This window comes from Bradyrhizobium sp. USDA 223 (assembly GCF_044909005.1).
In the GTDB taxonomy this organism is placed as follows: domain Bacteria; phylum Pseudomonadota; class Alphaproteobacteria; order Rhizobiales; family Xanthobacteraceae; genus Bradyrhizobium; species Bradyrhizobium yuanmingense.
This window is the reverse complement of sequence record NZ_JBIYDR010000001.1, coordinates 3,438,149-3,461,757: the sequence shown is the minus strand read 5'-3', so window position 1 is coordinate 3,461,757 and position 23,609 is coordinate 3,438,149. Positions and strand designations below refer to the sequence as shown.

25 protein-coding genes are annotated in these 23,609 nt (G+C 64.9%); 18 read left to right on the top strand and 7 right to left on the bottom strand.

Features of this window, described 5'->3' with window-relative positions:
- The first annotated feature begins 106 nt into the window (after positions 1 to 106).
- The 6 genes from ABIA40_RS16040 (at position 107) to ABIA40_RS16015 (ending at position 4,314) form a co-directional block, all read left to right on the top strand.
- On the top strand, positions 107 to 385 hold the full coding sequence (locus tag ABIA40_RS16040) for a hypothetical protein (RefSeq protein ID WP_404542009.1): 279 nt from the start codon (positions 107 to 109) through the stop codon (positions 383 to 385).
- Position 386: 1 nt separating this feature from the next.
- Positions 387 to 674: a hypothetical protein gene (locus ABIA40_RS16035; RefSeq protein WP_157282700.1), complete on the top strand. Its 288-nt coding sequence runs from the start codon at positions 387 to 389 to the stop codon at positions 672 to 674.
- Positions 675 to 686: 12 nt separating this feature from the next.
- Positions 687 to 1,607, top strand: a complete 921-nt coding sequence (locus ABIA40_RS16030) for a hypothetical protein (protein ID WP_404542006.1) — start codon at positions 687 to 689, stop codon at positions 1,605 to 1,607.
- An 88-nt stretch (positions 1,608 to 1,695) separates the two neighbouring features.
- The gene (locus tag ABIA40_RS16025; protein WP_404542004.1) at positions 1,696 to 3,462 is read left to right on the top strand and encodes an SDR family oxidoreductase; all 1,767 of its coding nucleotides are present in this window, start codon (positions 1,696 to 1,698) and stop codon (positions 3,460 to 3,462) included.
- A 124-nt stretch (positions 3,463 to 3,586) separates the two neighbouring features.
- Positions 3,587 to 3,805 (top strand): DUF6894 family protein, encoded by a 219-nt coding sequence (locus ABIA40_RS16020; protein ID WP_157282706.1) that lies wholly within the window; start codon positions 3,587 to 3,589, stop codon positions 3,803 to 3,805.
- A gap of 14 nt (positions 3,806 to 3,819) precedes the next feature.
- On the top strand, positions 3,820 to 4,314 hold the full coding sequence (locus tag ABIA40_RS16015) for a metallophosphoesterase family protein (protein ID WP_404542000.1): 495 nt from the start codon (positions 3,820 to 3,822) through the stop codon (positions 4,312 to 4,314).
- On the opposite strand, the gene ABIA40_RS16010 is transcribed toward ABIA40_RS16015, so the two are convergent.
- Entirely contained in the window at positions 4,311 to 4,499 is a 189-nt protein-coding gene (locus ABIA40_RS16010) for a hypothetical protein (protein ID WP_036023690.1), read from the bottom strand. The two genes, ABIA40_RS16015 and ABIA40_RS16010, sit on opposite strands and share 4 nt — an antisense overlap.
- Positions 4,500 to 4,524: 25 nt before the next feature.
- On the opposite strand from ABIA40_RS16010, the gene ABIA40_RS16005 reads away from it, so the two are divergent.
- Entirely contained in the window at positions 4,525 to 4,842 is a 318-nt protein-coding gene (locus tag ABIA40_RS16005) for a hypothetical protein (protein WP_275510229.1), read from the top strand.
- Positions 4,843 to 4,877: 35 nt separating this feature from the next.
- Complete coding sequence (locus tag ABIA40_RS16000; RefSeq protein ID WP_275509344.1) at positions 4,878 to 5,237, top strand: hypothetical protein; 360 nt, start codon at positions 4,878 to 4,880, stop codon at positions 5,235 to 5,237.
- A 217-nt stretch (positions 5,238 to 5,454) separates the two neighbouring features.
- Here the strand turns inward: ABIA40_RS16000 and ABIA40_RS15995 are convergent, their stop codons facing one another.
- Positions 5,455 to 5,634, bottom strand: a complete 180-nt coding sequence (locus ABIA40_RS15995) for a hypothetical protein (protein WP_404541997.1) — start codon at positions 5,632 to 5,634, stop codon at positions 5,455 to 5,457.
- A gap of 357 nt (positions 5,635 to 5,991) precedes the next feature.
- Between ABIA40_RS15995 and ABIA40_RS15990 the strand changes: the two genes are divergently transcribed.
- The 4 genes from ABIA40_RS15990 to ABIA40_RS15975 all read left to right on the top strand — a co-directional run bounded on the left by ABIA40_RS15990 (position 5,992) and on the right by ABIA40_RS15975 (position 8,152).
- Positions 5,992 to 6,498 (top strand): DUF2243 domain-containing protein, encoded by a 507-nt coding sequence (locus ABIA40_RS15990; protein ID WP_404541995.1) that lies wholly within the window; start codon positions 5,992 to 5,994, stop codon positions 6,496 to 6,498.
- Positions 6,470 to 6,634, top strand: coding sequence for a hypothetical protein (locus ABIA40_RS15985; protein WP_271541032.1), 165 nt, complete (start codon positions 6,470 to 6,472; stop codon positions 6,632 to 6,634). The genes ABIA40_RS15990 and ABIA40_RS15985 overlap by 29 nt, the downstream gene beginning before the upstream one ends.
- A 127-nt stretch (positions 6,635 to 6,761) precedes the next feature.
- Positions 6,762 to 7,199, top strand: a complete 438-nt coding sequence (locus ABIA40_RS15980; RefSeq protein WP_157287658.1) for an NUDIX hydrolase — start codon at positions 6,762 to 6,764, stop codon at positions 7,197 to 7,199.
- Between the two features lie 50 nt (positions 7,200 to 7,249).
- Positions 7,250 to 8,152 carry an SIR2 family NAD-dependent protein deacylase gene (locus tag ABIA40_RS15975; protein WP_404541991.1) on the top strand — a complete coding sequence of 301 codons (903 nt, stop codon included), beginning with the start codon at positions 7,250 to 7,252 and terminating at the stop codon, positions 8,150 to 8,152.
- Between the two features lie 200 nt (positions 8,153 to 8,352).
- Here ABIA40_RS15975 and ABIA40_RS15970 read toward each other — a convergent pair whose 3' ends face one another.
- The 3 genes from ABIA40_RS15970 to ABIA40_RS15960 form a co-directional block, all read right to left on the bottom strand.
- Positions 8,353 to 9,363, bottom strand: a complete 1,011-nt coding sequence (locus ABIA40_RS15970) for a patatin-like phospholipase family protein (RefSeq protein ID WP_404541989.1) — start codon at positions 9,361 to 9,363, stop codon at positions 8,353 to 8,355.
- Between the two features lie 218 nt (positions 9,364 to 9,581).
- Positions 9,582 to 11,819, bottom strand: a complete 2,238-nt coding sequence (gene glgX / locus ABIA40_RS15965; RefSeq protein WP_404541987.1) for a glycogen debranching protein GlgX — start codon at positions 11,817 to 11,819, stop codon at positions 9,582 to 9,584.
- Positions 11,820 to 11,839: 20 nt separating this feature from the next.
- Positions 11,840 to 12,073, bottom strand: coding sequence for a DUF3606 domain-containing protein (locus ABIA40_RS15960; RefSeq protein ID WP_057029914.1), 234 nt, complete (start codon positions 12,071 to 12,073; stop codon positions 11,840 to 11,842).
- 189 nt (positions 12,074 to 12,262) lie between these two features.
- Between ABIA40_RS15960 and treZ the strand changes: the two genes are divergently transcribed.
- On the top strand, positions 12,263 to 14,074 hold the full coding sequence (gene treZ, locus ABIA40_RS15955) for a malto-oligosyltrehalose trehalohydrolase (RefSeq protein ID WP_404541985.1): 1,812 nt from the start codon (positions 12,263 to 12,265) through the stop codon (positions 14,072 to 14,074).
- Between the two features lie 26 nt (positions 14,075 to 14,100).
- Here the strand turns inward: treZ and ABIA40_RS15950 are convergent, their stop codons facing one another.
- A complete protein-coding gene (locus ABIA40_RS15950; RefSeq protein ID WP_404541982.1) occupies positions 14,101 to 15,519 on the bottom strand; it encodes a cytosine permease in 1,419 nt (472 codons plus the stop codon).
- Positions 15,520 to 15,782: 263 nt separating this feature from the next.
- On the bottom strand, positions 15,783 to 16,277 hold the full coding sequence (locus ABIA40_RS15945) for a MarR family winged helix-turn-helix transcriptional regulator (RefSeq protein WP_246732540.1): 495 nt from the start codon (positions 16,275 to 16,277) through the stop codon (positions 15,783 to 15,785).
- A 214-nt stretch (positions 16,278 to 16,491) separates the two neighbouring features.
- Between ABIA40_RS15945 and ABIA40_RS15940 the strand changes: the two genes are divergently transcribed.
- The 5 genes from ABIA40_RS15940 (at position 16,492) to ABIA40_RS15920 (ending at position 23,426) form a co-directional block, all read left to right on the top strand.
- Entirely contained in the window at positions 16,492 to 17,769 is a 1,278-nt protein-coding gene (locus ABIA40_RS15940; RefSeq protein WP_404541979.1) for an amidohydrolase/deacetylase family metallohydrolase, read from the top strand.
- Positions 17,770 to 17,880: 111 nt separating this feature from the next.
- Positions 17,881 to 20,172 carry a xanthine dehydrogenase family protein molybdopterin-binding subunit gene (locus ABIA40_RS15935; RefSeq protein WP_404546255.1) on the top strand — a complete coding sequence of 764 codons (2,292 nt, stop codon included), beginning with the start codon at positions 17,881 to 17,883 and terminating at the stop codon, positions 20,170 to 20,172.
- Positions 20,169 to 21,002: an FAD binding domain-containing protein gene (locus ABIA40_RS15930; protein ID WP_404541976.1), complete on the top strand. Its 834-nt coding sequence runs from the start codon at positions 20,169 to 20,171 to the stop codon at positions 21,000 to 21,002. The genes ABIA40_RS15935 and ABIA40_RS15930 overlap by 4 nt, the downstream gene beginning before the upstream one ends.
- Positions 20,999 to 22,195: a 2Fe-2S iron-sulfur cluster-binding protein gene (locus ABIA40_RS15925; RefSeq protein WP_404541974.1), complete on the top strand. Its 1,197-nt coding sequence runs from the start codon at positions 20,999 to 21,001 to the stop codon at positions 22,193 to 22,195. The genes ABIA40_RS15930 and ABIA40_RS15925 overlap by 4 nt, the downstream gene beginning before the upstream one ends.
- Before the next feature lie 76 nt (positions 22,196 to 22,271).
- On the top strand, positions 22,272 to 23,426 hold the full coding sequence (locus ABIA40_RS15920; RefSeq protein WP_271541008.1) for an ABC transporter substrate-binding protein: 1,155 nt from the start codon (positions 22,272 to 22,274) through the stop codon (positions 23,424 to 23,426).
- Positions 23,427 to 23,609: the final 183 nt, after the last annotated feature.

Here is a 23,609-nt window from a genome sequence, read left to right as displayed (position 1 = left end):
AGCCCTCCGGAAGCACGCGGCGTCGGTGCAAGAGTCGGTGTAAGTACGTCGGCGAACGTGTGGAAGGTATGTTCGTTCCTGGAAAGGAGATGGCGGGCGGCACGCCTTGGCCGATTCCTCGCGACAAAATGCGACGCGCTTAACATGGGATAAAATCCCGTACCGCCTGCTCGGAACGAACGACTTTCATGATGAAGATGAAGAAGATGAAGAAGATGAAGAAGATGAAGAAGATGAAGAAGATGAAGAAGATGAAGAAGATGATGCTCGCCTCGCGCGACCGCTTCGTACTATCGCGAAGAACAAATCACCCCGGCCCGCGTTTGTCGGCCAATGGTTCGATGCAGTGCGCGGGTTCATCGCCCGGCTAGTCAACGAGGTGTGACATGACGTCCAAGGCGCAAAACAGCGAAGCTCACGAGACTACCGATCACAACGTCATCCAGAAATGGGCCGAGGAGCGCGGCGGGAGGCCGGCGACCGTGAAGGCGACGGAGGAGGATGGCCACGCAGGAATCCTGCGCATTGATTTTGATCCGCCGGACGAAGCGCTGGATCGCATCAGCTGGGACGAGTTCTTCGAAAAGTTCGATGAAGCCGGCATTGCGTTCCTGCATCAGGATCGAACCAAGGACGGCAAGCTCAGTCGATTCCACAAGTTCGTGCGACATTAGCGACCGCGCGACATGGCGGGCGGCTGGGCGGAAGCAATCAGGGCGGGCGATTTCGCACGCGCCTGGACGATCAACGATCGAGATTTGTTGGAGATCGCGCATCCGCCCAAGCACACCGGCCCGCGCCATCTCCAGCGGATCTGGCGCGGCGAGGACATGAACGATAAGCACGTGCTGGTGCGCTGCTATCACGGACTCGGCGACACCATCCAGTTCCTGCGCTTCATGAAGCCGCTCCGCGCGATTGCGCGCAGCGTCACCCTGTGGTGTCAACCCGAGGTGCTGCCGCTGGTCGAGGGCGCAGCGGGCGTCGATCGCGCCATCCCGCTGCATGATGGTGCGCCCGAGAGCGCTTTCGAGGTCGACATCGAGATCATGGAGGTACCGCACGCCATCAGAGCGCGCCGGGATCAGGTGGAGATGCGTGGTCCTTACCTGGCGCTGCCTCCAATTGCTCTTCCGCCGCTTCGGCGAGAACAAAGTCTGGCCGTCGGCCTGGTCTGGAAAGTCGGTGAGTGGGACAAGCGGCGGGAGGTTCCGGCCGTCTTGCTGCGCAATCTCGCGGGTCCCGGCGTGACGCTCCATTCGCTCCAGCGCGGCGCCAGCGCCGATGAGCTCGCGGCGATCGGGGCGCGGGACGTCAGCACGCCCGACATCATAGCGCTCGGCCACCGCCTGCGGCAGCTCGATCTCGTCGTATGTGTCGACACCATGGTGGCGCACCTTGCGGGCGCGCTGGGATGCGAGGCCTGGGTCTTGCTGCATGCCGATTGCGACTGGCGCTGGCCTCAATCCGGCGCGCGTTCGTTCTGGTATCCGAGCCTGCGGCTGTTTCATCAAACACGGCCGGACGACTGGGGTCCTGTCATTGCCGAGGTCCGAAACGGGCTGCAGGCCCGCCTCGAAGCAGGTAGAGCGACCGCAGCGATGTGATTTCCAGGCCATTATTTCCAAGACATTGCTGAGGAACGAGCGCCGCCCACGCGCTTTGGAGCAACGTCTTCGCGAGGGAAAGACGCTCATGCAAAGTTCCGACGCCGGTGTGTCGACCGCCAGCCTGTCGCGCGTGACAGACGATATCTGGATCGTGAACGACAAGCCGATCAGCGCCGCCGGCCTGCAACTGCCCGTGCGGATGACCGTGATCCGCCTGTCGAATGGCGACCTCGTGCTGCATTCGCCGGTGAGATATTCGCCGGCTCTGCGCCAGGAGCTGGAGCGGCTGGGCACGATCAGATGCCTGCTGGCGCCGAATATTGCGCACTGGATGTTCCTGCCTGAATGGCAGAGGCAGTTGCCGCAGGCAGCGGTCCTTGCAGCGCGCGGCCTTGCGGCGCGCGGGCAGGTGCGGGCGGCGGGCCTGCGTATCGATCGCGAGCTTGGGGATACGACGCCGGAGGAATGGGCCGCCGACCTCGAAACGGTGTCGGTGAATGCTCCGATGTTCTCGGAGATCGAGCTGTTCGACAGACGGAGCCGGACGCTGGTTCTGACCGATCTCGTCCAGAACCTCGATCCCCACCATCTCAGCGCCTCAAATGCGGCTGCGGCGAACCTGCTCGGCATTGCCAGGCCGGACGGGAAGGCCCCGGTCTATCTGCGGCTGCTGCTCCGCCTCGGCGGCCGTTCGGCGCGAGCTGCGGCCGAGCGGCTCGTGAAGCTGGCTCCGGAACGGGTGATCTTTGCGCATGGTGACTGGTTCGAAACACAGGGAACGGCACGGCTGCGGCGATCCCTGCGCTGGCTGCTTCCGGCGAAGGTCTCGGGGCGCGAGCAGAGGCAGATGGTCGGCACGCGCGTCGTCATCACGGGCGCCTCCAGTGGAATCGGCCGCGCCGCAGCGCTGGCGTTTGCGCGCGAGGGCGCAAGCGTGGTCCTCGCCGCACGCCGCGGCGAGGTCTTGATGCGGCTTGCTGCCGAGTGCGAGGCGCTCGGAGGCCGCGCGCTGGCCGTGCCAACCGACGTCACTGACGCGGAGGCGGTGCAGCGTCTGGCCGGTGCGGCGGACGAGGCCTTCGGCGGCATCGACGTCTGGATCAACAACGCCGGCACGGGCGTGTTCGGGGCCTATCAGGACGCGGACATCGTGCTTCATCGCCGGACCATCGACGTCAATCTGCTCGGCACCATGCATGGCGCGTTCGCGGTGCTTCCGATCTTCCTCCGCCAGAACCGCGGTGTCCTGATCAACAACATCTCGCTCGGCGGCTGGGCGCCGACGCCCTTTGCCGCAGCCTACACCGCCAGCAAGTTCGGCCTGCGCGGCTTCACCGCAAGCTTGCGTCAGGAGCTCCGGGCTCATCCCGACATTCACGTCTGTGGCGTCTTTCCGTCCATGGTCGATACGCCGGGCTTCGTCCACGGCGCCAACGTCTCCGGACGAAGGCTCGATCCTGGTCCGCTGCTTTATCAATCCGAGGACGTGGCCCAGACCTTCCTGCGCCTCGTCCGCGCGCCTCGCGACGAGATGGCCGTGGGGTGGCCGGCGCGCGCCGGGCAACTGGCCTATGCGATTGCCCCTGAGATCACCGAGAATATCCTAGGAGCTGCATTCCGCTGGCTACTGTCGCGCGCGCGTCCCGCAGCAAGGAACGAAGGCACCTTGCTCGAAGCGGGTCCGCAGGGCACGTCCGTCGACGGCGGCTGGCTGGTGCGGAAGCAGGTTCCGCCGGCCGCTGTGCTCAGCAAGGGGCTCGTGGTGCTCGGGATCGCTGCCGGCCTGGCATTCGCGGCATCGAGGGCGGGCCGTTCCAGGCCCCGCGCGAGGACGCGGCGGCGCCGCGCGTGAGTCCGCGGCAATCTCGCGCCGAGGACCCGACGGCGATGCCCCCCGCCGGACCGCAGATGGCTCCGGCGCCGGAACGAAGCCCCGAAACCGCGCGTTCCTGCGGGAAACATCCGAGGACCAGACGTTGCCGCTCTATCATTTTGATTTGGTGGATTCTGAAACCGTAGCCGACGAGGGAGGTGCCGATTTGCCGGACGACATCAAGGCTCTGGATGTCGCCGAAGAGATTGCGCGGCGCCTGCTCGAGGAGCGTCCCGAGCTCAAGGGCCGCCACTTCTCGATCCTCGTCACGAACGAGGATGGTGAGGAAATCGGCCGGATGCCGCTGGATGTAGTGCACTGAAGCCGTGATCTGACATGACGTTCACGATTGGGGTGATCGCCGACACGCATGGACTGCTGAGGCCCGAGGCGGAGCGCTGCCTCGCCGGCGTCTCGCACATCATCCACGCCGGCGACATCGGCGCCCAGGCGGTGATGGACGGGCTTTGCCGCATCGCACCCGTCACCGCGATCAGGGGAAATGTCGACCGGGGCACGTGGGCTGAACGCTTTCCCGAAACACAAACGCTGCGCCTCGGCGGCCGCAGCTTCCACGTCCTGCACGACCTCAACGAGCTGACGATCGATCTTGCCGAGCTCGGGATCGACGTCGTGGTCTCAGGGCATTCCCACCGCGCGCGGATCGAAACCGTCAACGGCGTGCTTTATCTGAATCCAGGCAGCGCAGGGAAGCGACGCTTCAAGCTGCCGATTACGCTGGCAACGCTGGAGCTCGATTCCGGCGGGCCGCTGCGGCCCGTCATTCATGATCTCGCAGGATCTGACGCTAGGCCGGCGACCGCCGCCTAGTGCGTCTTCGATTTCTGCCACCGCTCCAGATCCAGCGGCGGCCGTTCCGGATCGATCTGTTCCTTCTCGGGATTGCCTTGCCAGGGCTTGTTCGTCTGCCGGTGCGTCGGCATATCGGTCTTCCGGCGTGGATCGTCGAGCGGTGTCTCTCGCGGATCGGTTTCAGGTTCAGTCGCCTTTGGCATGTGTGCTCTCCGGGGGATTTGCGCGGTGCCGATAAGGCAACAACCCGAGCAGTATCAGCTCGTTCCAGCGGCTTTGTCATGGTTCCGGCTGCGGCGATCGGTTCAGGAACGACTCCGGGCGCAGTTCATTGCTCCGTATCAGGATCGCGAAGCGATACAGGAGCAAAAGATGTCAAAAATGCCTCCCGTCCCCGAAGAGCAGCGAAGCAACAAAGGGCCGGGTTCCGACCCCGTCGTCGAAACGGCGGAACGGGAGCCGGGCCGCGAGAACTTCGACACCCAGGGCCACCACGGCAATATCAAGCAGAACACGACCAATCAGGGCTATCAGCAAGACCGATGACGCTCGACCTCAACAAACCCAGTGAGAGACATGCGATGAGTAGAATGGGTCTCGTGCTGGTCGCCGTATTGGCGGCCGCCACCGCCGGTCCCGCATGGGGACAGGGTGGCGGCGGTGGCACGGGAGGAAGCGCCGGTGGCGGGGCGGCCGGGAGCACGTCCTCGGCGCCCGGAACCAACTCGGCCGGAACGGCTCAGTCGAGCGGTGGCGCAGGCCCAAGGGGATCGACGACGGTCGGGCGACCCGGCAATCCGGCAGGCGGCTCCAATGTCGGACGCATCGATGGGACCGTCACGCCCGGACCCTCGCTGCAGGGCGACGACCAGATTCGTTCGGAGACCTCCCGCGATTCCGAAGCGGATCGAAAGATCAAAGGCATCTGCAGGGGATGCTAAGCCTATGATGCTGACCCCTTGATCAGCAGGGCTATCGCATTTGAGATTTTCCCTGCGGCCATCCTTCGAGACGCCCGCTTGAGGCGGGCTCCTCAGGATGAGGTCGGAGTGCGCGGCAGCAGTTTCAACGGGCACTGACACCGATTAGCCTCATCCTGAGGAGGCGCGTCAGCGCCGTCTGGAAGGACGAGGCGTGCGCGCAGACCGCCGCCACAAGTCATATGCGATTGCCCTGCCTCTGATCAGGACGCCGGCTTGACCGGCGTCCAGTCCAGGTCCGCATCATCGCGAGGCTCGGCTCGACCAACCCCGCCTCATCGGCTTTCTCCAGCGCTTCCTCGTTGGTCGGAAACGTGCGGCTCATCTTCTCTCCGTCCTTGAGCAGGGCGTATGCCATGATCGCCTCTCTGGCTTCCGTCGCTACGCACTATGCGATTTCCCTGAGGTTACTCAGGGTCGACAATCCGAGGCCACCCAAAGCAAGCAAGAACGATCTTCTCGGCATGTGCATCTCCAACATGTGAGCGACAGACGCAGCGTGATATCGAACGTTCCTATCGGGAATGAAGCCGATAACCAATCGCGCACGCGTGCCGACGAATGTCTGGCTCGCCTAACGTATGTTAGTCCCGATGAATTGGCACGATTGATCGCAAGCTCGATCCCAGTGAGATGCTGATTGCCATAGGAACGTGCGCGTGCGGCATGGCTTGATTCCGCATCGGAAGTGCCGAGCCGCGCACGAGTTCACCACATGCAAGACAGACAAAGCGATTTCCCGACGTCCGCAGGCGTCCTTCTCGGACTTGGCCTCGGCGCATTCTTCGACGGCATCGTCTTTCATCAGCTGCTGCAATGGCATCATATGTTAAGCGGTTGGTATCCGCTCAATTCCATCGAGAACATCACCCTCAATACGACTTGGGACGGCATCTTTCACAGTACCGCCTACGTCCTAGTGCTCGCCGGGCTTTTTCTGCTGTGGCAGCGGACACGCCGAAGCGCGCCGCGGTGGTCCGGCTCGCAGTGTTTCGGGACGATCCTGATCGGGTGGGGCATCTTCAATCTCGCTGAAGGCGTGGTCGATCACCAGATCCTGAGATTGCATCAGGTGAACGAGACCGTGCCCGACGACCAGCGCATTTTCTGGGATATCGGCTTCCTGCTGTGGGGGGCTGCGATGATCTTCATGGGCGTTGCCATGGCACGCGTGGGGGCGCAGGAGGGAGTGCATGCGAAAGGCAGCCTACAGGGTCGTTAGAAACACGCCGCCGGCTCTGGTCTACGTGATCTTTCTGCTGCTGCTCGTGCTCGCAACGGCACCAGCGTTTCGACCAGTGCTGTTCGGCCTCTCCATCGACGATCTCTTGCAGTTGCGCTGTTTTTCGCCGGTCTGAGCGCGGAGGTGACCATGGTGGAGTTCAGGCTTCCTAGAAATTCCCGCGCCCCCACGCGAGGCGCCACTTCGCAAAAAGGAACCATGGCTGCGGCGCTCGCTTATCAGACGCGAGTTGGAGGCGCCTGATGGGAAAGAAGCAATTTGCCGCTCTGCCGTTTCGTCTGGACAAGTCGGAGCTGCGGGTGATGCTGATCACGACCAGGCGCAAGCGCAGGTGGAGCGTCCCAAAGGGATCGCCGATGCGCAACAAGGAGCCGCACCTGACGGCTGCGTTCGAAGCCTATGAGGAGGCGGGCCTGGTCGGTGTCGTGGCCACGCGCGCACTGGGCAGCTTCAAGCATCGCAAGCGAAAAGGTGATCGCAAGCGGACCATGAGCGTTGCCGTCTTCCCCATGAAGGTGCACGGGCGGGAGCGCTGGTGGCCCGAGAAGGGCGAGCGGGAGGCGATCTGGGTCTCGCCGAAGACGGCGGCGCGCCTGGTGCACAAGGCGCAGCTCCGGCGCCTGATCGCCCGGTTCGCGGCGCAGACGGCGCGCGAGACATCCTCGCCGCTCGGCCGGTGAGGGGTGGTCCGGGATTAGGAACGCGTCGCGCGCCCAATCATTCAAGGTTGATGGACCAACAAACCACGGGGCTCATATCTGAGGAGCGGCCGCCTCACGACATCCTGGCAGCGGCGATCGAGCGACGCCGCGCTGTCCTGTTTGTGGGCGCCGGTGTCTCGATGGCCGTCGGCCTGCCGTCCTGGCAGTCCCTGATCGATCATCTCCTTGACGATCTCGGCCTCGATCGCAACGTCATCGATGGAATGCATGGCGGCTATCAGATGCTCGCGGAATATTATCGGATCAAGCGCGGCGGGATCGGCCCGCTGCGCAGCTGGCTCGACCGCAATTGGCGTGTCGACCCTGAGAAGATCGCCGCTTCAGAGCTGCACCGGATGATCGTCGAGCTGGACTTTCCGGTCATCTACACCACCAATTACGACCGCAATCTCGAAACCGCGTTCGACGTGCTGAACAAGCCCTTTGCGAAGATCAGCAACGCGAAGGAGATCGCGAGCGCGCGTGCCGGTGTCACCCACATCATCAAATTCCACGGCGACTTCGACGACGATGCTTCGCTGGTTCTGACCGAGACCGACTTTCTCAACCGGCTCGCCTTCAATTCCCCGCTCGATATCCGCTTTCGCGCCGATGCGCTGGGCAGCACGCTGCTCTTCGTCGGATACAGCATGTCCGACCCGAACATTCGGCTGTTGCTGCACCGGATCTGGCAGATCTGGGACGAGTCCGGGCACAGCCAGGACCGGCCGAGATCCTTCGTGTTCGTCGCGCAGCGCAATCCGGTGCAGGAGGCCGTGCTCGCGAACTGGGGCATAACCACGATCGCCCGCCCGACGGCATGGCTGCCGATGACGGTCTCAGGCGGTTGCTGCGCGACATTCGCGAGCGGCGTGACGGCAGGACAGCGCCTAGCTCGGGTCCCGACACCGAGAGACATCGTTAAAGCGTGATGAGATCAGGTTTGATTGCGACAAGGTAAGTGCACTCCCTCTCCCGCTTGCGGGAGAGGGCTGGGGAGAGGGTGTTTCCGCAATGGGATGGCCGCCTAGAGGAGAACGCCCTCACCCGCGCCTTCGGCGCGACCTCTCCCGCAAGCGGGAGAGGTTGCACCGAGCCCGTGGCAATCGATTCAACCTAAAGCCATTCCGCTTTAGGGCCGCCGCACGCTGCAGATCTCGTTCGGGGCTGGAGTGAGGCTTGCGGCATATTGCATGTCCAGAAAGCCGGCGCGCCAGCGCTGCGCCATGGCCGTCCCCGACAGGTCGAAGGATTTTTCCGGCCCGGCTTCCTCGCGGCCCGGGCGGTAGCTCAGGAGATAGACCTCGTCGTCGTAGTGGAGGTCCTGAAGCTCGGCGCGAAGCTGACGGGCCTCCAGCGCGTAGCCGAGGCGCTGGAAGGTCTGGTTGCCGAAGGTCAGGTCGCTCTTCCGCTCGGAGGCGGCCTCGAGCCCGTTAGGGACCTTGCCATCGCGCGGAAACAGATCGATCACATAGAGGCGGAGCGGGCCTGCAGTTTCGAGGATCGGATCGAACGGCGCGTTCAGCGAGAACCCACCGTCGCAAAGCCAGCGGCCGGCGATCTGCACCGGAGCGAATTCGGGGAGATACCCGCAGCTGGCCAGGATATGGTCCATCTCGATCCGCTCCGACGCGGAGTCGAAGAACACGGCATCGCCGCTCTCGACGTCCGTGGCGCAGATCGTGATCCGCAGATCGCCGCCGTTCAGACGTCCGAAATCGATCAAGCGCTGCAGGCGTTGCCGGGTCGGGCCGAGATCGTAGAGGCCGCCGTAGTGAGACGCCGGAATGGGGAGGCGGGGGTGGAAGAAACCGGAATGACCAAGCACGCGCGTATTGATCGAGCTCAGCCACGCGAAGGTATGGCGGCCCGCGTTCGGCACGTCGGATGGACTGCTTGGTGCATGCCAATAGCTGCGTAAATTTCGCAGCCGATCGTCGCGCGGGCTCCCCGCGATCAGCGCGGCCGTGATGGCCCCGGCCGACGAACCGGTCACCCAGTCGATCGGCAGCCGAAGAGAGGTGAGTGCTTCGAACACACCACCATGATAGGCGCCGAGGCCGAGACCGCCGGAGAACGCGATGGCGGTGAGAGGACGCTCGGCTGCGGATGCGCCGCCTGGCTCAGCTGCACGGTCGGTCAAGACGGGCGCCAGTTGCCGGTCAGGTGGTCGCGCCGATCACCGGTACCTCCTGCAATGGCGCGCACGGCCGTAGCGGAGATTGATCGCGGGAGCGGCGGCGAGCAATCGACATTCATTTCAAAGCTCCAATGCCGACAATGAACGCGGCTCTTGATGCGGTGTTCCAAGGGCTTCGAACGACACGCATCCAAAACAATCTCCGAGCCTCGGCAACGCGGCTACTCGGGCAGAGGCGTATCGGCGATGTCCAGCAGCGCGCCGAGGCCTTGGCGGAGGCGCCGCGTCGCGATGCTGTCGTTGGCAAGGCCGAACACCACGAGCGAGCGCGCGGTCACCGCGTAAGCATGCCCGAACTCGAACTCGGCCATCGGTGCGTCGGGCCGATTGGTATCGATCAAACCCAGCCAGCTGTGTCCTTCGGTGACCTCCGGCAGGGTGAAGTTCACGACGTCGTGGTGCGCGTTGTAGACCAGCAGCATGGTCGCGTCCGAGCCGCGCCGCTTGATCCCGGTCTCCTGCGCGCGGCCGTCGAGCAGCATGCCGAAGCATTTGGCGTTGCCGTCCTGCCATTGCTCCGTCGTCATCTCCTCGCCGGACGGCGACAGCCAGGTGACATCCTTGACGTCGAGCTCCTCGTTGTGCGAGCCGACCAGGAAGCGGCTGCGATATAGGATCGGAAACGCCTTGCGGGTGGCGATCAGCTTGCGCACGAACTCGCGCAGGCTGCGGCCGTTCGCGGTGATGCCCATCCAATTGAGCCAGGTGGTCTCGTTGTCCTGGGCGTAAGCGTTGTTGTTGCCGTTCTGGGTGTGCCCGAACTCGTCGCCTGCGAGCAGCATCGGCGTGCCGTGGGACAGCAGCATCGTCGCCAGCAGATTCCGCTTCTGGCGCTCACGCAAGGCGGTGATCTCGGGGTCGTTGGTCGGCCCTTCGGCGCCGCAATTCCAGGAATGGTTGTTGCTGTGACCGTCGCGATTGTCCTCGCCATTCGCCTCGTTGTGCTTGTCGTTGTAGGAGACGAGATCGTTGAGGTTGAAGCCGTCATGCGCGGTGACGAAATTGACGCTGGCCCAGGGCCGGCGTCCGCGCTTGTTGAAGAGGTCGCCGGAGCCCGAGACGCGCTTGGCGAAGTCGGCCAGCGTGCCTGGATCGCCCTTCCAGAAGGCGCGCACGGTGTCCCTGAACTTGTCGTTCCACTCGGCCCAGCCCGGCGGAAACTGACCGACCTGGTAGCCACCGGGCCCGATGTCCCAGGGTTCTGCGATCAACTTGACGCTGGAGAGCACGGGGTCCTGGCGGCAGGCGTCGAGGAAGCCGCCGCCTTCATCGAAGCCATAGGGTTCGCGCGCCAGGATGGTGGCGAGATCGAAACGGAAGCCGTCGACCCGCATCTCGGTCGCCCAGTAGCGCAAGGAATCGGCGACGAGTTGCAGCACACGCTGATGCGAGAGATTGACGGTGTTTCCGGTACCGGTGTCGTTGATGTAGTAGCGCTTCTCGTCCGGCAGCAGGCGGTAATAGCTGGCATTGTCGATGCCCTTGAACGACAGGGTCGGGCCGAGCTCGTTGCCTTCGGCGGTGTGATTGTAGACGACGTCGAGAATGACCTCGATGCCATGGGCGTGAAACTGGTTGACCATGGCCTTGAATTCGTTGGCCGACGTCGCCTTCAGATAACGCGGCTCCGGCGCGAAGAAAGCAATGGAGTTGTAGCCCCAGTAATTGCGCAGGCCTTTCTCGACCAGATAGCTGTCGTCGACGAAGGCATGGATCGGCAATAGCTCGGCGCTGGTGATGCCGAGCGAGCGCAAGTAAGCCGGGATTTCCGAATGTGCGAGGCCCGAGAACGTGCCGCGGTCGGCTTCCGGCACCAGCGGATGCAGCTGGGTGAAGCCCTTGACGTGCATCTCGTAGACGATCGTGCGCTCCCACGGCACTTCCGGCTTGCGCGCCACGCCCCAGGTAAAGGCGGGATCGATGACGCGGCATTTCTGCATCAAGGGCGCGCTGTCGCGTTCATCATAGGACAGATCCTTGTCGGCGTGATCCAGCCGGTAGCCGAACAGCTCCGGCCCCCAGCGGAGCTGGCCGACCAGCTGCCTGGCATAGGGATCGAGCACGAGCTTGTTGGGATTGAAGCGGTGGCCGGCGTCGGGTTGGTAAGGACCATGGACGCGATAGCCGTAGACGGTGCCGGGGCGAGCGGAGGGCAGATAGCCGTGCCAGACCTCGTCGGTATATTCGGGCAGCTCGATACGCTCGAGCTCGGCTTCGCCGGTATCGTCGAACAGGCAGAGCTCGACCTTGGTGGCGTGGGCGGAGAACAGAGCGAAATTGACGCCGAGCCCATCCCAGGTGGCGCCGAGCGGGAAAGGTCTGCCTTCGGTGATCCGGGTGCGGCGCAGGCGTGAGGCCGTCCGCGTCAGGGCGTCGTCTGAATGTGCTGGCTGGTCCATCTCTGCCCCCGAGTTGCCCGTCAGGATGTCGGCGCAGTCGCGGTAATGGGCTCCACGTCGGCCGGCTTAGACGGCGCGTTGGCTTTTTGCAGAGCCGCCTCCTTGCTGATGGCCGGAATGGAGTTGCCGATCCGCCCGACGATCGCGATCAGCTCAGCGTCCGAAAGTCCGAGCCGTTTCTTGACGAGGCGCACCTGGGCGCGGTCGGTCAGGTCGAGCTTGTTGCGGATCAGTTGCGGCTTCGGGCGGCGCATGGCCACGGCTCCTGTCTGGGGTGGTAACCGTCGCGCTGCTGATTCCGTTCCCGTTGCGCTGCAAATGTCCGGCGTAGGCGCCGTGGAGGAACGAACGCACACGGCTCCGCTTTGTCGCTCCGACGCGCGCAATTGCATGCCGAGGTGGGCATGCCGCGAAAGGGGATGGGCTTGAGTCAAAGACTGGGAATGGCCGAGCAAAGTCGGCGCCATGGTCCTCAGATCGTCGATCATGGGGTTTCGTTCAACCTGTGGGCGCCGACGGCGCGATCGGTCGAGCTGCTCGAAATCGGCCAGCCGCCACGGAAGATGCCGCGCGATGCGGACGGCTGGTATCAGCTGTTGAGCCAAACTGCGCGCGCCGGCACGCGCTATCAGTTCAGGATCAACCAAGACCTCGTCGTGCCCGATCCCGCCTCATGCTTCCAGCCGGACGACGTCGGCGCGCCGAGCGAGGTGGTCGATACGGCCGCGTTGAGGGACCCGGTGCTCTATCCGGGCCGTCCCTGGGCGGAAGCGGTGATCTACGAGCTGCATGTCGGCACGTTCAGCGAAGAGGGGACCTATGCCGGCGTCGAGAAGAAGCTGCCTTATCTTCGCGATCTCGGCATCACCGCCATCGAGCTGATGCCGCTCAACGACGTCCCCGGGCGGCACAATTGGGGCTATGACGGCGTGCTCCTGAACGCGCCGAATGCCCGCTATGGCCGGCCGGAGGATCTCAAGCGGCTGCTGCGCGCCGCGCATGCCCTGGACATCATGATCTATCTCGACGTCGTCTATAACCATTTCGGGCCGCAGCTGAACTATCTGCATCTCTGTGCGGAGAACTTCTTCAACCCGCGCCACACCACCGGCTGGGGGCCCGCTGTCAACCTCGAAGGAGCCGACGGCGCGTTCGTGCGCGGGTTTCTGATCGAGAATGCCCTGATGTGGCTGCGCGATTATGGGTTCGACGGCCTGCGCTTCGATGCCGTTCATGCGCTGAAGGACGACTCGAAACGTCATTTCCTGGTCGAGCTCGCCGAGACCCTGCGCAGCCAGCTGGCGGGCCGGCGCATCCATCTGATGCTGGAGAACGAGGCCAATCAGGCGCACCTGCTCGCGCGTTCGCAGGGACGAGCGACGTACTACGATGCGCAATGGGGCGACGACTTCCACAACGCGCTCCATGTCCTGCTCACGGGCGAGGACGAAGGTTATTACCGGGCGTTTGCGGACAAGCCGCTCGAGCATTTGGCGCGATCCCTGACCGAGGGCTTTGCCTATCAGGGCGAGGTGTTTCCCCTGCACGAGGCGCCGCGCGGCGAGCCGAGTGCTCATCTGCCGCCCGAAGCGACCATCTTCTTTGCCCAGAATCACGACCAGGTCGGCAACCGCGCCTTGGGGGAACGTCTGTCCCGGCTGGTCGGTCCGGACAAGCTGGAGCTGGCCCTCGCACTGGTTCTGCTCAGCCCGCATATTCCGATGCTGTTCATGGGCGAGGAAGCGGCAGCCGAAACGCCCTTCCTGTTCTTCGCCGACTGGACCGGCGAAGCCGCCGAACTGACACGGGAAGGCCGCCGCAAGGAGTTTTCGCACTTCAAGGCGTTCGCGACGCCCGAAACGCGCGCCGGGATCCCGGACCCGTGCGACGAAAGAACCTTCCGCGCCTCCAAGCTGGACTGGACCAGCATCGAGCAATCGCCTTCCGGCACCAGGTTCCGGGCATTGACGACGCAGCTATTGAAGATGCGGCATGAGAAGATCGTGCCGCTCATCAAACGCGGGTTCGTCTCGGCGCAGCGACAATTGCTCGGCGCGGATCCTCAGATGGGCGGCGTGGATGTGCGCTGGCAGACGGAGCAGGGCGACGTTCTGCAGATCGTCGCCAATTTCGCCGACCACGAACTGCCGATGCCGTCGCTGGTCGACGGCGAGAGCCTGTGGCGATTGCGCCGCCATGTCGCCGGAGCACTTGGGCCCGGCGACATCATCGTGAGGCTTGGCCGCAAGCGCTGACGCAAGACGAGGTCAGCGCTCTCAGCCTAACTGCCGGCACGGCTCGCGACGGCCGGTGTGGGCGAGGTCGCGAACTTGCCGAGCCCGAGGTAGACGAGGCCCGCCACGCCGATTCCGAACAACCAGCTCAGATCGGCGCCGCCGAGCAGATGGATCGAGATCGGCCCCTGCAGCGCGCTGACGAGGCCGTCCTGCACCAGCCATCCGGCAACGAGGCCGGCGAAGAACGCGATCATGCCGGCCCAGTTGATGTCGCCATAGGCGCTGCTCTCCGGCGAGCGATAGAGCTCGGCCACCTCGATCTTGCCCTTGCGCTTGATGAAGAAGTCGGCGAGCACCACGCCGGCCCACGGGCTCATCCATAACAGCAGGCTGATCATCCAATGGTCGAACGCCTTCGCGAAGGACGGCGCGAAGATGAAGTAGAGGGTAACCAGATAGCCGGCAACACCGACGATCACGGTGAGCCAGAAGCGCGAGAGCTTCAGCCCCGCGCTCAGGGCCGCCAGCGCCGCCGAATAGACGTTGAGGATGTTGGTGGCGATCGGGCCGTGCAGCACCATCAGGAGGACAAGGATGCTGACAGGACCGCCGAACACCGCGCTGACCATCTTGGCGGGGTCCGTGTCCAGCGTCGTCGAGGCAATGGTCGCGCCGAGAATGCCGAGCCAGACCGTCGGCACGAACATGCCGACATAGCTGTACCAGAACACGGCTTTCGACGGCGTGGAGCGCGGCACGAAGCGCGAATAGTCGGAGGCCCAGGTGACCCAGGAAATGCCCCAGCCGACGCCGATTGCGGTCATTAGCATCGTCAGCATCGCCAGATGCGCGCCGGGCGGCAGCGAGGTGGTCAGGTTCCAGTTGACGACGCCGGGCCGCGTCCAGGCCAGCACGCTCATCAGCACCATGATGGCGATGGTCGGCGGCACCGTGTACTTCTCGAAGGTGCGGATCGCGTAGAAGCCGTAGACGCCGATCATCACCTGCACCGCCATCACCAGCGTGATGACGATCATCTCGACCAGCCAGGTGTCGGGCACGCCGAACTGGCCGAGGATGCCCATCGAGACCTTGACCGGGAAATAGGTGTTCACGCCGATCCAGCCCAGCGTCATCAGGAACATCAGGATGCTCGGCAGGTAGGCGCCGCGGACGCCGAAGGCGGACCGGCTCAGCACCATCTGGTTGACGCCGGTCTTGTGCCCCATCACCGTGAAGGTCGCGAAGATCGCGCAGCCCACGATGTTGCCGAGCACGATGACTGCGATCGTCTCCATCAGGCCGAGCTTGAGGATGATGCCGAGCGCGCCGAGCGCCCAATTCACCGGCGCGATGTTGGCGCCGGCCCAGATCCACATCTGCTGCGGCCCGGAGGAGTCCCGGTCCGCGTCGGGAATTGGCTCGATGCTGTGAATATCAGCGCGAAGTTCGGAATCCGTCATGACATCCCCCAATACGAAGCACGCTTCGCATCATCGCAGCATAAATCGTGCCATGGGTCGCGGAGCGGCCGGGCAGGGTGCGTTTCGATGCCGGACGCAGCGAGGCTCGCCTCGGATGCAATTGCGTTTTCGAGCGCGGGGCATGCTGACGCGTCGGCCTGCCGCGGCACGCCGGACCCGCCGGATAGTGGCGATCGATGCACGGCCGGGCAGCGGTACGATGATAAATTAAGCAGCCCAACTCAAAAGCGCAGCACTCGCCTCTAGTCGAATAGGGCAGCGGCGCTGTCGCGACTGGGATGGCCGGCCACGATGCGCTGCATCATCTCGATGAAGAGCGCCTGTTCCCGCTGGCTCAAATCGCCGAGCGTTGCGCGATGCGCCCGCCGTGCTGCGCCCTCGATTTTAACCAGCAGCGCGGCGCCGGCCGGCGTCAGGCGGCACAATCGCGCGCGCCGATCGTCCTTGTTCACCGCGCGCTCGACCAGGTTGCGCGCAGCGAGGCGCTTCAAGGCGCCTGTTGTCGTGGTGCGATCGAGCGCGATATCGGCCGCCAAAGTGGTCTGATCGGCGGTTTCGCGCACCGCCAGCGCCGAGAGCAGGCTGTATTGCAGCGGCGTGACCTCGAATTCGCCGCAGGCTTCCTGAAACAGCGCGACGTGAATCTGGTGCAGCCGGCGGATCAAATAGCCGGGCCGTTCCGACAATGGCCAGGGGCGGTGCTTGCCCCCGCTGCGACTTTTCCTGGCTTGCCGCAATGCACGCTCTCCCAACCCCAGACCGTTCGCGCTTAGCTCGATTCGAACGCGCTCGCTACATCAGGATCATGGCACGAAGCTTGCTTTTGTCCAAATGCGAAGCATGCTTCGTAACGTCCAAATGCGAAGCATGCTTCGTAACGTCCAAATGCGAAGCATGCTTCGTAATTCGAGAGCGGGGCAACCGCCTGCGCAAGAGCCTGAGGAGAGCGCCATGTCCGTCACTGCCAGCTTCGATCTTCTGCTCCGGGGTGGCCGCGTGATCTGTCCGGCCTCCGGCGTCGATGGCCTCAAGGACGTCGCCATCCGCAATGGCAAGATCGCGGCGGTCGCATCCGACATTCTGCCGACCAGCGCGAAGGAGGTCGTCGATGTCAGCGGCAAGCTGGTGCTGCCCGGGCTGATCGACACCCACGCGCACGTCTATCAATATGTCTCCGGCCGTTTCGGCATGAACCCCGACATGGTGGGCGTGCAGTCCGGCGTGACGACGCTGGTCGACCAGGGCGGTCCGTCCTGCATGACGCTGCCGGGCTTCCGCCATTTCATCGCGGAAGCCTCGGCCTCGCGCGTCTATGCGTTTATCTCCGCCTATCTCGTCGGCGGTCTCGAGGGCCATTTCTATCCGCAGCTCTACAGCCCCGACGGCGTCGACATCGATGCGACCGTCAAGGCGGCAACCGCCAATCTGGATCTCGTGCGCGGCATCAAGGCTCATGCCGAGATCGGCGGCTTCGCGCGCTGGGGCATTCGCGTCATCGAAATGGCGGCCGAGATCGGCAAGCGCGCCGACCTGCCGGTCTATGTGCATTTCGGCCAGCTCTGGGGCCTGCCCGAGAGCGGCGCCAACGGCGAGGATGCCGACACCATCCTCACCCGCGTCATTCCGCTGTTGCGCGAGGGCGACATCCTCGCGCATCCCTTCACGCGCCATCCCGGCGGATTCGTCAATCGCGAGGGCGAGATGCATCCGGTGATCCAGGCCGCGCTCGACCGCGGCCTCAAGGTCGACGTCGGCCACGGCAGCCATTTCTCCTATCGGCTCGCGAAAAAGGCGATCGCCGCCGGCATCATTCCGACCACGCTCGGCGCCGACATCCACGGCTACAACACCCATGTGCCCGCGCCGGCGGGAACGCCCGACCAGCACGAGGACGATGAGAACCATCCCTTCGCGGGACAAGCCAAGTTCAGCCTGGTCCAGGCGATGAGCTCGATGATGGCGCTCGGCCTGTCGCTGGAGCAGGTGGTGCCGATGGTCACCTCCAATCCCGCAAGAATGCTTGGCCGCAGCGAGGAGATCGGTGCGCTCAAGATCGGCATGGACGCCGACGTCTCCGTGCTCACGGAGAGAAACGGCCGCTTCGTCCTCAAGGACAACGAGAACAACGAGGTGATTGCCGAGCGCCTGCTGCAGCCGGCGTTCTGCCTGCGCGCCGGCACCCGCTTCGACGCGGTCGCGCCGATCCTGCCGCAAGCCGTCGCGGCATAAGGCCGGGCGGTGGAGGAGAACGCGAAGTTGCGCAACGAGCGAGAATTTCGATCGGGCAGGACGGGGCAGGGCGTTGGCGCGCGGCTGCCGCGCAAGGAAGACGACCGCCTGATGCGCGGCCGCGGCCAATATGTCGGCGACGTCAGGCTCGCCGGTCTTCAGGACGTCGCCTTCGTGCGCAGCCCGCTGGCGCATGCGCGCATCCGCGGCATCCATGTGCCCGAACGCCATCGCGGCAGCGTGTTCACGGCAGCCGATCTCGTCGGCATCAAGCCGATAAGGGCGGTGTCGGGGCTGCCGGGCTTCAAGATCTCTGAGCAGCCGGTGCTGGCGACCGGCAAGGTGCGTCAGGTCGGTGAGCTCGTGGCGATGTGCCTCGCGCCGACCCGCGCCGAGGCCGAGGACATCGCGGCGGCCGTGACGCTCGATCTGGAGGAGCTGCCCGCAATCCATGACATGCTGAAGGCGCGCGAGCCCGGCTCGGCGCTGGTGCACGAACATTGGGGCGACAACGTCTTCCTGGAGACCAATTACGAGATCGACATCTCCGCAGCGCTCGACGCGCCGATCAAGGTGACGCGCGAGATCTCGACGGCGCGGCAATGCATGTCGCCGCTGGAAGGCCGCGGCGTGGTCGCGACCTTCGACAAGAGGCTCGACCAGCTCACACTGCATTCGGCGGCGCAGATGCCGCACATCACGCGCAGCGGCCTCGCCGAATGCCTCGGCATGGAGGAGGGGCAGATCCGCGTGATCTCGCCCGACGTCGGCGGCGGTTTCGGTCACAAGGGTATCCTGTTGCCCGAAGAGGTCTGCCTGTCCTGGCTGACGATGCGCTGCGGCCATCCCGTGCGCTGGCTCGAAGACCGCCGCGAGCATCTCGTCGCCAGCTCCAATTGCCGCGAACATCATTACAAAATCACTGTCTATGCTGACCGTGACGGCACGCTGCGCGGCATCGACTGCGAAGCGACGGTCGATTCCGGCGCCTACTCGTCCTATCCGTTCTCGGCCTGCCTGGAGGCCGCGCAGGTCGCCAGCATCCTGCCCGGCCCCTACAAGATGCCGGCCTATCGCTGCCGCACCTTCTCGGTCGCCACCAACAAATGCCCGATCCTGCCCTATCGCGGCGTCGCGCGCACCGGCGTCTGCTTTGCGCTGGAATTGATGCTCGACCTCGTGGCGGCGGAAGCCGGCCTCGAGCCCGGCGAGGTCCGGCTGCGCAATCTGGTGCGCCCCGAACAGATGCCGTTCGACAACATCACCAAGAAGCATTTCGACAGCGGCGATTATCCGGAAGCGATGCGCCGCGCGCTTGCGGCCATCGACATCGGCGCCATCCGCGCCAGGCAAAAGCAGGGTGACGCCGGCGGCCGCCGCATCGGCGTTGGCGTCTCCATCTATTGCGAGCAGGCCGCGCACGGCACCTCGGTCTATTCCGGCTGGGGTATCCCGATGGTGCCGGGCCATGAGCAGGCCACGGCGCGCCTGACGCCGGACGGCGGCCTCGAACTGCGCGTCGGCGTGCACTCGCACGGGCAGGGCATGGAGACGACGCTCGCCCAGGTCGCACACGAAATCCTCGGTGTGGATGTCGCGAACATCCGGATCCTCCTCGGCGACACCGCGATGACGCCGTATTCGACCGGCACCTGGGGCTCGCGCTCGATGGTGATGGCGGGTGGTGCGGTCGCGACCGCCTGCCGCGAGCTCGGCGAACGTGCGCGCCGCATCGGTGCGAAACTGTTGCAGCACGATCCGGCCTCCGTGGTGTTGCAGAACGGCGAGGTGCGCGGCGTCAACGGCAGCGTCAGCCTGAAGGCGATCGCCCACACTTGGTACCGCCGCCCGCAGGATTTGCCGCCAGACGTCGATCCGGGCGGGCTCGAGGTCACGCAAGGCTACAAGCCCGTGCGCGACAGCGGCACCTTCAGCTATGCCGCGCATGCAGCCGTGGTCGCGGTCGATCCTGATCTCGGCGAGGTGGAGATCCTCGACTATGTGATCGTCGAGGACGGCGGCGTGCTGGTCAATCCGCTCGTCGTCGACGGCCAGATCTATGGCGGCCTCGCGCAAGGCATCGGCACCGCGCTCTACGAGGAAATGCCGTTCGACGCATCCGGCCAGCCGCTGGCAACGACGCTCGCGGATTACCTGCTGCCCGGCCCGACCGAGGTCCCGGCCGCGCGCCTCGACCACATGGAGACGCCGTCGCCCTATACGCAATTCGGGGTGAAAGGCATCGGCGAGGGCGGCGCCATCGCGCCGCCCGCCGCGATCGCCAATGCCGTCAACGACGCGCTGCGCCCGCTCGGCGTCGAGCTGATGCAGTCGCCGATCACGCCGCATCGCGTCGTCGCGGCGGTGCTGGCTGCGCGTGCGGCTGAGAGGAGCGCGGCATGAAACCGGCGCCCTTTGCTTACGAGCGCCCGCGCGATCTCGATGCGGCTCTGTCGATGCTGGCCGCAAGCGGCGGATCGGCGAAGATCATCGCCGGAGGCCAGTCGCTCGGCCCCATGCTCAATCTGCGGCTGGTGCAGCCGGAGCTGATTATCGACATCTCGGGCCTTGCCGAGCTCAAGCGCGCAGAAGTCTCCGGCGACGAGCTTGTGCTCGGCGCCCTCGTCACCCATGCCGATATCGAGGACGGCCGCACCGCCGACGTGACCCGCGGAGCCATGCGGGCCGTCGCCGCCAATATTGCGTACCGCGCGGTCCGCAATCGCGGCACCATCGGCGGCTCGCTCAGCCATGCCGATCCTGCCGCGGACTGGATTTCGGCGCTGGCGGCCCTGGGCGCGCGCGTGACATTGCGCAGTCTTGCCGGTGCGCGATCGATGGCGGTCGAAGCGTTTGTGGTCGGTGCGCTGGAATCTGCGTTGCATGCCGGCGAGATCGTCGAGGCGGTCCACGTGCCGGCGCGATCGGCGACGGCGCATTGGGGTTATGCCAAGAGCTGCCGCAAGACCGGCGAATTTGCGCACGCGATCGGTGCGGTGCTGGTCGATCCCGCCGCCGCCTCGGCGCGTATCGTCATCGGTGCAATCGACACGGCGCCGATCGTCGTCACGAATGCCGAGCTGTTCGGCGGGCGGATCGCCGCGGACTACAAGCAGCGTTTCGATGTTCGTGTCGCCGACGCGCTCCTCGCAAAAGCCGGCATCGACGATGCCGCGCAGCGCCACATCCATGTCAGCGTGCTGAAGCGCGCCGTTCTGGAGGCCGCGGCATGACCACAATCGCGCTTCAGGTCAATCGCCGCGCGGTGGAGCTGCCCGCCGAGCCGCGCACCAGCCTTGCCGATTTCGTCCGCGACAGGCTCGATCTCACCGGCACGCATCTCGGCTGCGAGCACGGGGTCTGCGGCGCCTGCACCGTGCTGCTCGACGGCGTGCCGGCGCGCTCCTGCATCACCTATGCGGCGGCCTGCGAGGGCGCCGATGTCACCACGATCGAAGGCCTCGACGAGGACGAGATCACGACCGAGCTGCGCGCTGCCTTCACCCGCGAGCATGCCCTGCAATGCGGCTATTGCACGCCCGGCATGCTGGTCTCGGCGCGCGACCTGGTGCTGCGTCTGCCCGACGCCGACGAGCGCCAGATTCGCATTGGCCTCAGCGGCAATCTCTGCCGCTGCACCGGCTATGTCGGCATTGTGCGCGCGGTGCAGTCCGTGATCGAGGCAAGGCGCGCGCGCAACGTCGCGCCACAGGCAGGCGGCGGCCGCACCATCCTTGGTCCTGCCGGCTCGGGGCGAGCGGCAACCGCCCGGAACGAGCTGCGGCCTGCGCGGCACGCGCCAGCTCCGGCACTGGAAAGTGCCACCCTAAGCAGCATCCCCGACTTCACGCCGGCAACAATACTCGATCAGCGCTTCACGTTGCCGTATCCGCCGGCAAAGGTGTTCGCGATATTCGAGGACATTGCAAGCATCGCCGCCTGCCTCCCTGGCGTATCGCTGTCGTCGACGCCAAAGCCGGAGCGCGTCGAAGGATCGATCCGCGTCAGGCTCGGACCGATCGGAGTAAGCTTCGAGGGTGCCGCGCGCGTCGAGCGGGATCCCGCGACACTCTCGGGGCGCATCGTCGGCATCGGCACCGACCAGCGCAGCCATTCCGCGACGCAGGGCGAGATCCGTTACCGCCTGCTGCCGCTGGAAGGCGGCGCGGCGACCGCGGTCGAACTGTCGATCGGCTACACGCTCACGGGAATGCTGGCTCAGGTCGGTCGTCCCGGCCTGGTGCGAGACCTTGCAAAACGTCTCGTTGCGGAGTTCGCCGCCAATCTCGACCGCCACATGTCCGGCGCCTCGTCGGGGCAGGCAGCTCCGGCGGAGCTCAGCTTCTGGTCGATTGCATCGGACGTCTTGCGAGCCCGGCTCGCGCAAATGTTTCGCCGCGCCTTCGGAAGAGGTGGCGCGGAATGATCGGCGCGCCGGCGCCGCGGAGTGACGAAGTCTGGACTGCCCTGACATCAACAGCGTGGGATTTGGAGAGACAAACATGACACGAACACTCGGACTGGTTCCGGCAATCGCGTTGGCGACGGCCTTGTTCGGCGGCGCCGCGGGGGCGCAGACCATCAAGATCGGCGTCAACGAGCCGCTCACCGGCGCGTTCGCGGCCTCAGGCACTTACGTCGTCAACGGGGCCAAGATCGCCGCCGACGAGATAAATGCCAAGGGCGGCATCCTCGGCAAGAAGATCGAGCTCGTCATCGAGGACAACAAGAGCAACCCGACGGAGGCCGCCGCCGTCGCCGAGAAGCTCATCACCAGCGACAAGGTGCCGGTCCTGATGGGCGCCTGGGGCTCGAGCCTGACGCTCGCGGTGATGCCGAAGCTGATGGAATACGAGACGCCGATGGTGGTGGAGACCTCGTCCTCTGGCAAGATCACGACGACGGGCAATCCCTTCATCTTCCGCATCTCGCCGCCCTCGGCGATCGAGGCCGCGGCGTTCAAGGGCATCGTCGACAAGCTCGCGCTCAAGAAGGTCGACTTCCTCGTCATCAACAATGACTGGGGCCGCGGCACCGCCGAGGACTTCAGCAAGATGATGAAGGAGAAGGGCATCGGCATCGGCCTGGTCGAGACCATGGATCAGGGCGCGCAGGACATGAGCGCGCAGCTGTCCAAGATCAAGAGCTCGGACTCCGAGACCGTCATCGTCACCACCGCCGTCGACCAGCTCACGCTGATTTTCAAGCAGGCCGCCGCCCTTGGTCTGAAGAAGCGCATCATCACCACCGGCGGCTCGCAGAACCCGGACCAGATCATCGCCCAGGCGGGAGCGGCCGCCAACGGCACCATGCATCTGACGACCTTCCTGCCCTGGTTCCCGGACAAGACGCCGAACCCGGAAGCCACCAACTATTTCATCGCGGAATGGAAGAAGCGCGGCTTCGACTTCGCGGGCTGCACCGAGAGTTTCCGCGGCTATGACGGCATCCGCACCGTCGCCGCCGCGATCGAGAAGGCCGGCAAGGCCGAGCCGGCCGCGATCAAGGCGGCGCTCTGGAATATCAACATCAAGGGGCTGAACGGTGACATCGTGTTCCGCAAGTCCGGGCCCGAGGGCAAGGAAAGCGGTCAGAGCCAGCCGAACGTCTATCTCATCGAGATCGCCGACGGCAAGATCGAGATGAAGACGCTCTAACGCGCGATGAGATCAGATTCGATGCAGCAACGAGGAGGTGCGCTCCCTCTCCCGCTTGCGGGAGAGGGTTGGGGAGAGGGTGTCTCCGCGGTGGGATTCCCCAAGAGGATAGAACCCTCACCCGGCGCTTCGCGCCGACCTCTCCCGCAAGCGGGAGAGGTAATGCAGAACATCCGGGAACAA

What these genes read in the sequence shown, in the direction of transcription:
- ABIA40_RS16035 (WP_157282700.1), top strand. Translation starts at nt 387, where the DNA reads ATGACGTCCAAGGCGCAAAACAGCGAAGCTCACGAGACTACCGATCAC.
- ABIA40_RS16030 (WP_404542006.1), top strand. Translation starts at nt 687, where the DNA reads ATGGCGGGCGGCTGGGCGGAAGCAATCAGGGCGGGCGATTTCGCACGC.
- ABIA40_RS16025 (WP_404542004.1), top strand. Translation starts at nt 1,696, where the DNA reads ATGCAAAGTTCCGACGCCGGTGTGTCGACCGCCAGCCTGTCGCGCGTG.
- ABIA40_RS16015 (WP_404542000.1), top strand. Translation starts at nt 3,820, where the DNA reads ATGACGTTCACGATTGGGGTGATCGCCGACACGCATGGACTGCTGAGG.
- ABIA40_RS16010 (WP_036023690.1), bottom strand. Translation starts at nt 4,499, where the DNA reads ATGCCAAAGGCGACTGAACCTGAAACCGATCCGCGAGAGACACCGCTC.
- ABIA40_RS16000 (WP_275509344.1), top strand. Translation starts at nt 4,878, where the DNA reads ATGAGTAGAATGGGTCTCGTGCTGGTCGCCGTATTGGCGGCCGCCACC.
- ABIA40_RS15995 (WP_404541997.1), bottom strand. Translation starts at nt 5,634, where the DNA reads ATGGCATACGCCCTGCTCAAGGACGGAGAGAAGATGAGCCGCACGTTT.
- ABIA40_RS15990 (WP_404541995.1), top strand. Translation starts at nt 5,992, where the DNA reads ATGCAAGACAGACAAAGCGATTTCCCGACGTCCGCAGGCGTCCTTCTC.
- ABIA40_RS15985 (WP_271541032.1), top strand. Translation starts at nt 6,470, where the DNA reads ATGCGAAAGGCAGCCTACAGGGTCGTTAGAAACACGCCGCCGGCTCTG.
- ABIA40_RS15980 (WP_157287658.1), top strand. Translation starts at nt 6,762, where the DNA reads ATGGGAAAGAAGCAATTTGCCGCTCTGCCGTTTCGTCTGGACAAGTCG.
- ABIA40_RS15975 (WP_404541991.1), top strand. Translation starts at nt 7,250, where the DNA reads ATGGACCAACAAACCACGGGGCTCATATCTGAGGAGCGGCCGCCTCAC.
- glgX (WP_404541987.1), bottom strand. Translation starts at nt 11,819, where the DNA reads ATGGACCAGCCAGCACATTCAGACGACGCCCTGACGCGGACGGCCTCA.
- ABIA40_RS15960 (WP_057029914.1), bottom strand. Translation starts at nt 12,073, where the DNA reads ATGCGCCGCCCGAAGCCGCAACTGATCCGCAACAAGCTCGACCTGACC.
- treZ (WP_404541985.1), top strand. Translation starts at nt 12,263, where the DNA reads ATGGCCGAGCAAAGTCGGCGCCATGGTCCTCAGATCGTCGATCATGGG.
- ABIA40_RS15950 (WP_404541982.1), bottom strand. Translation starts at nt 15,519, where the DNA reads ATGACGGATTCCGAACTTCGCGCTGATATTCACAGCATCGAGCCAATT.
- ABIA40_RS15940 (WP_404541979.1), top strand. Translation starts at nt 16,492, where the DNA reads ATGTCCGTCACTGCCAGCTTCGATCTTCTGCTCCGGGGTGGCCGCGTG.
- ABIA40_RS15935 (WP_404546255.1), top strand. Translation starts at nt 17,881, where the DNA reads ATGCGCGGCCGCGGCCAATATGTCGGCGACGTCAGGCTCGCCGGTCTT.
- ABIA40_RS15930 (WP_404541976.1), top strand. Translation starts at nt 20,169, where the DNA reads ATGAAACCGGCGCCCTTTGCTTACGAGCGCCCGCGCGATCTCGATGCG.
- ABIA40_RS15925 (WP_404541974.1), top strand. Translation starts at nt 20,999, where the DNA reads ATGACCACAATCGCGCTTCAGGTCAATCGCCGCGCGGTGGAGCTGCCC.
- ABIA40_RS15920 (WP_271541008.1), top strand. Translation starts at nt 22,272, where the DNA reads ATGACACGAACACTCGGACTGGTTCCGGCAATCGCGTTGGCGACGGCC.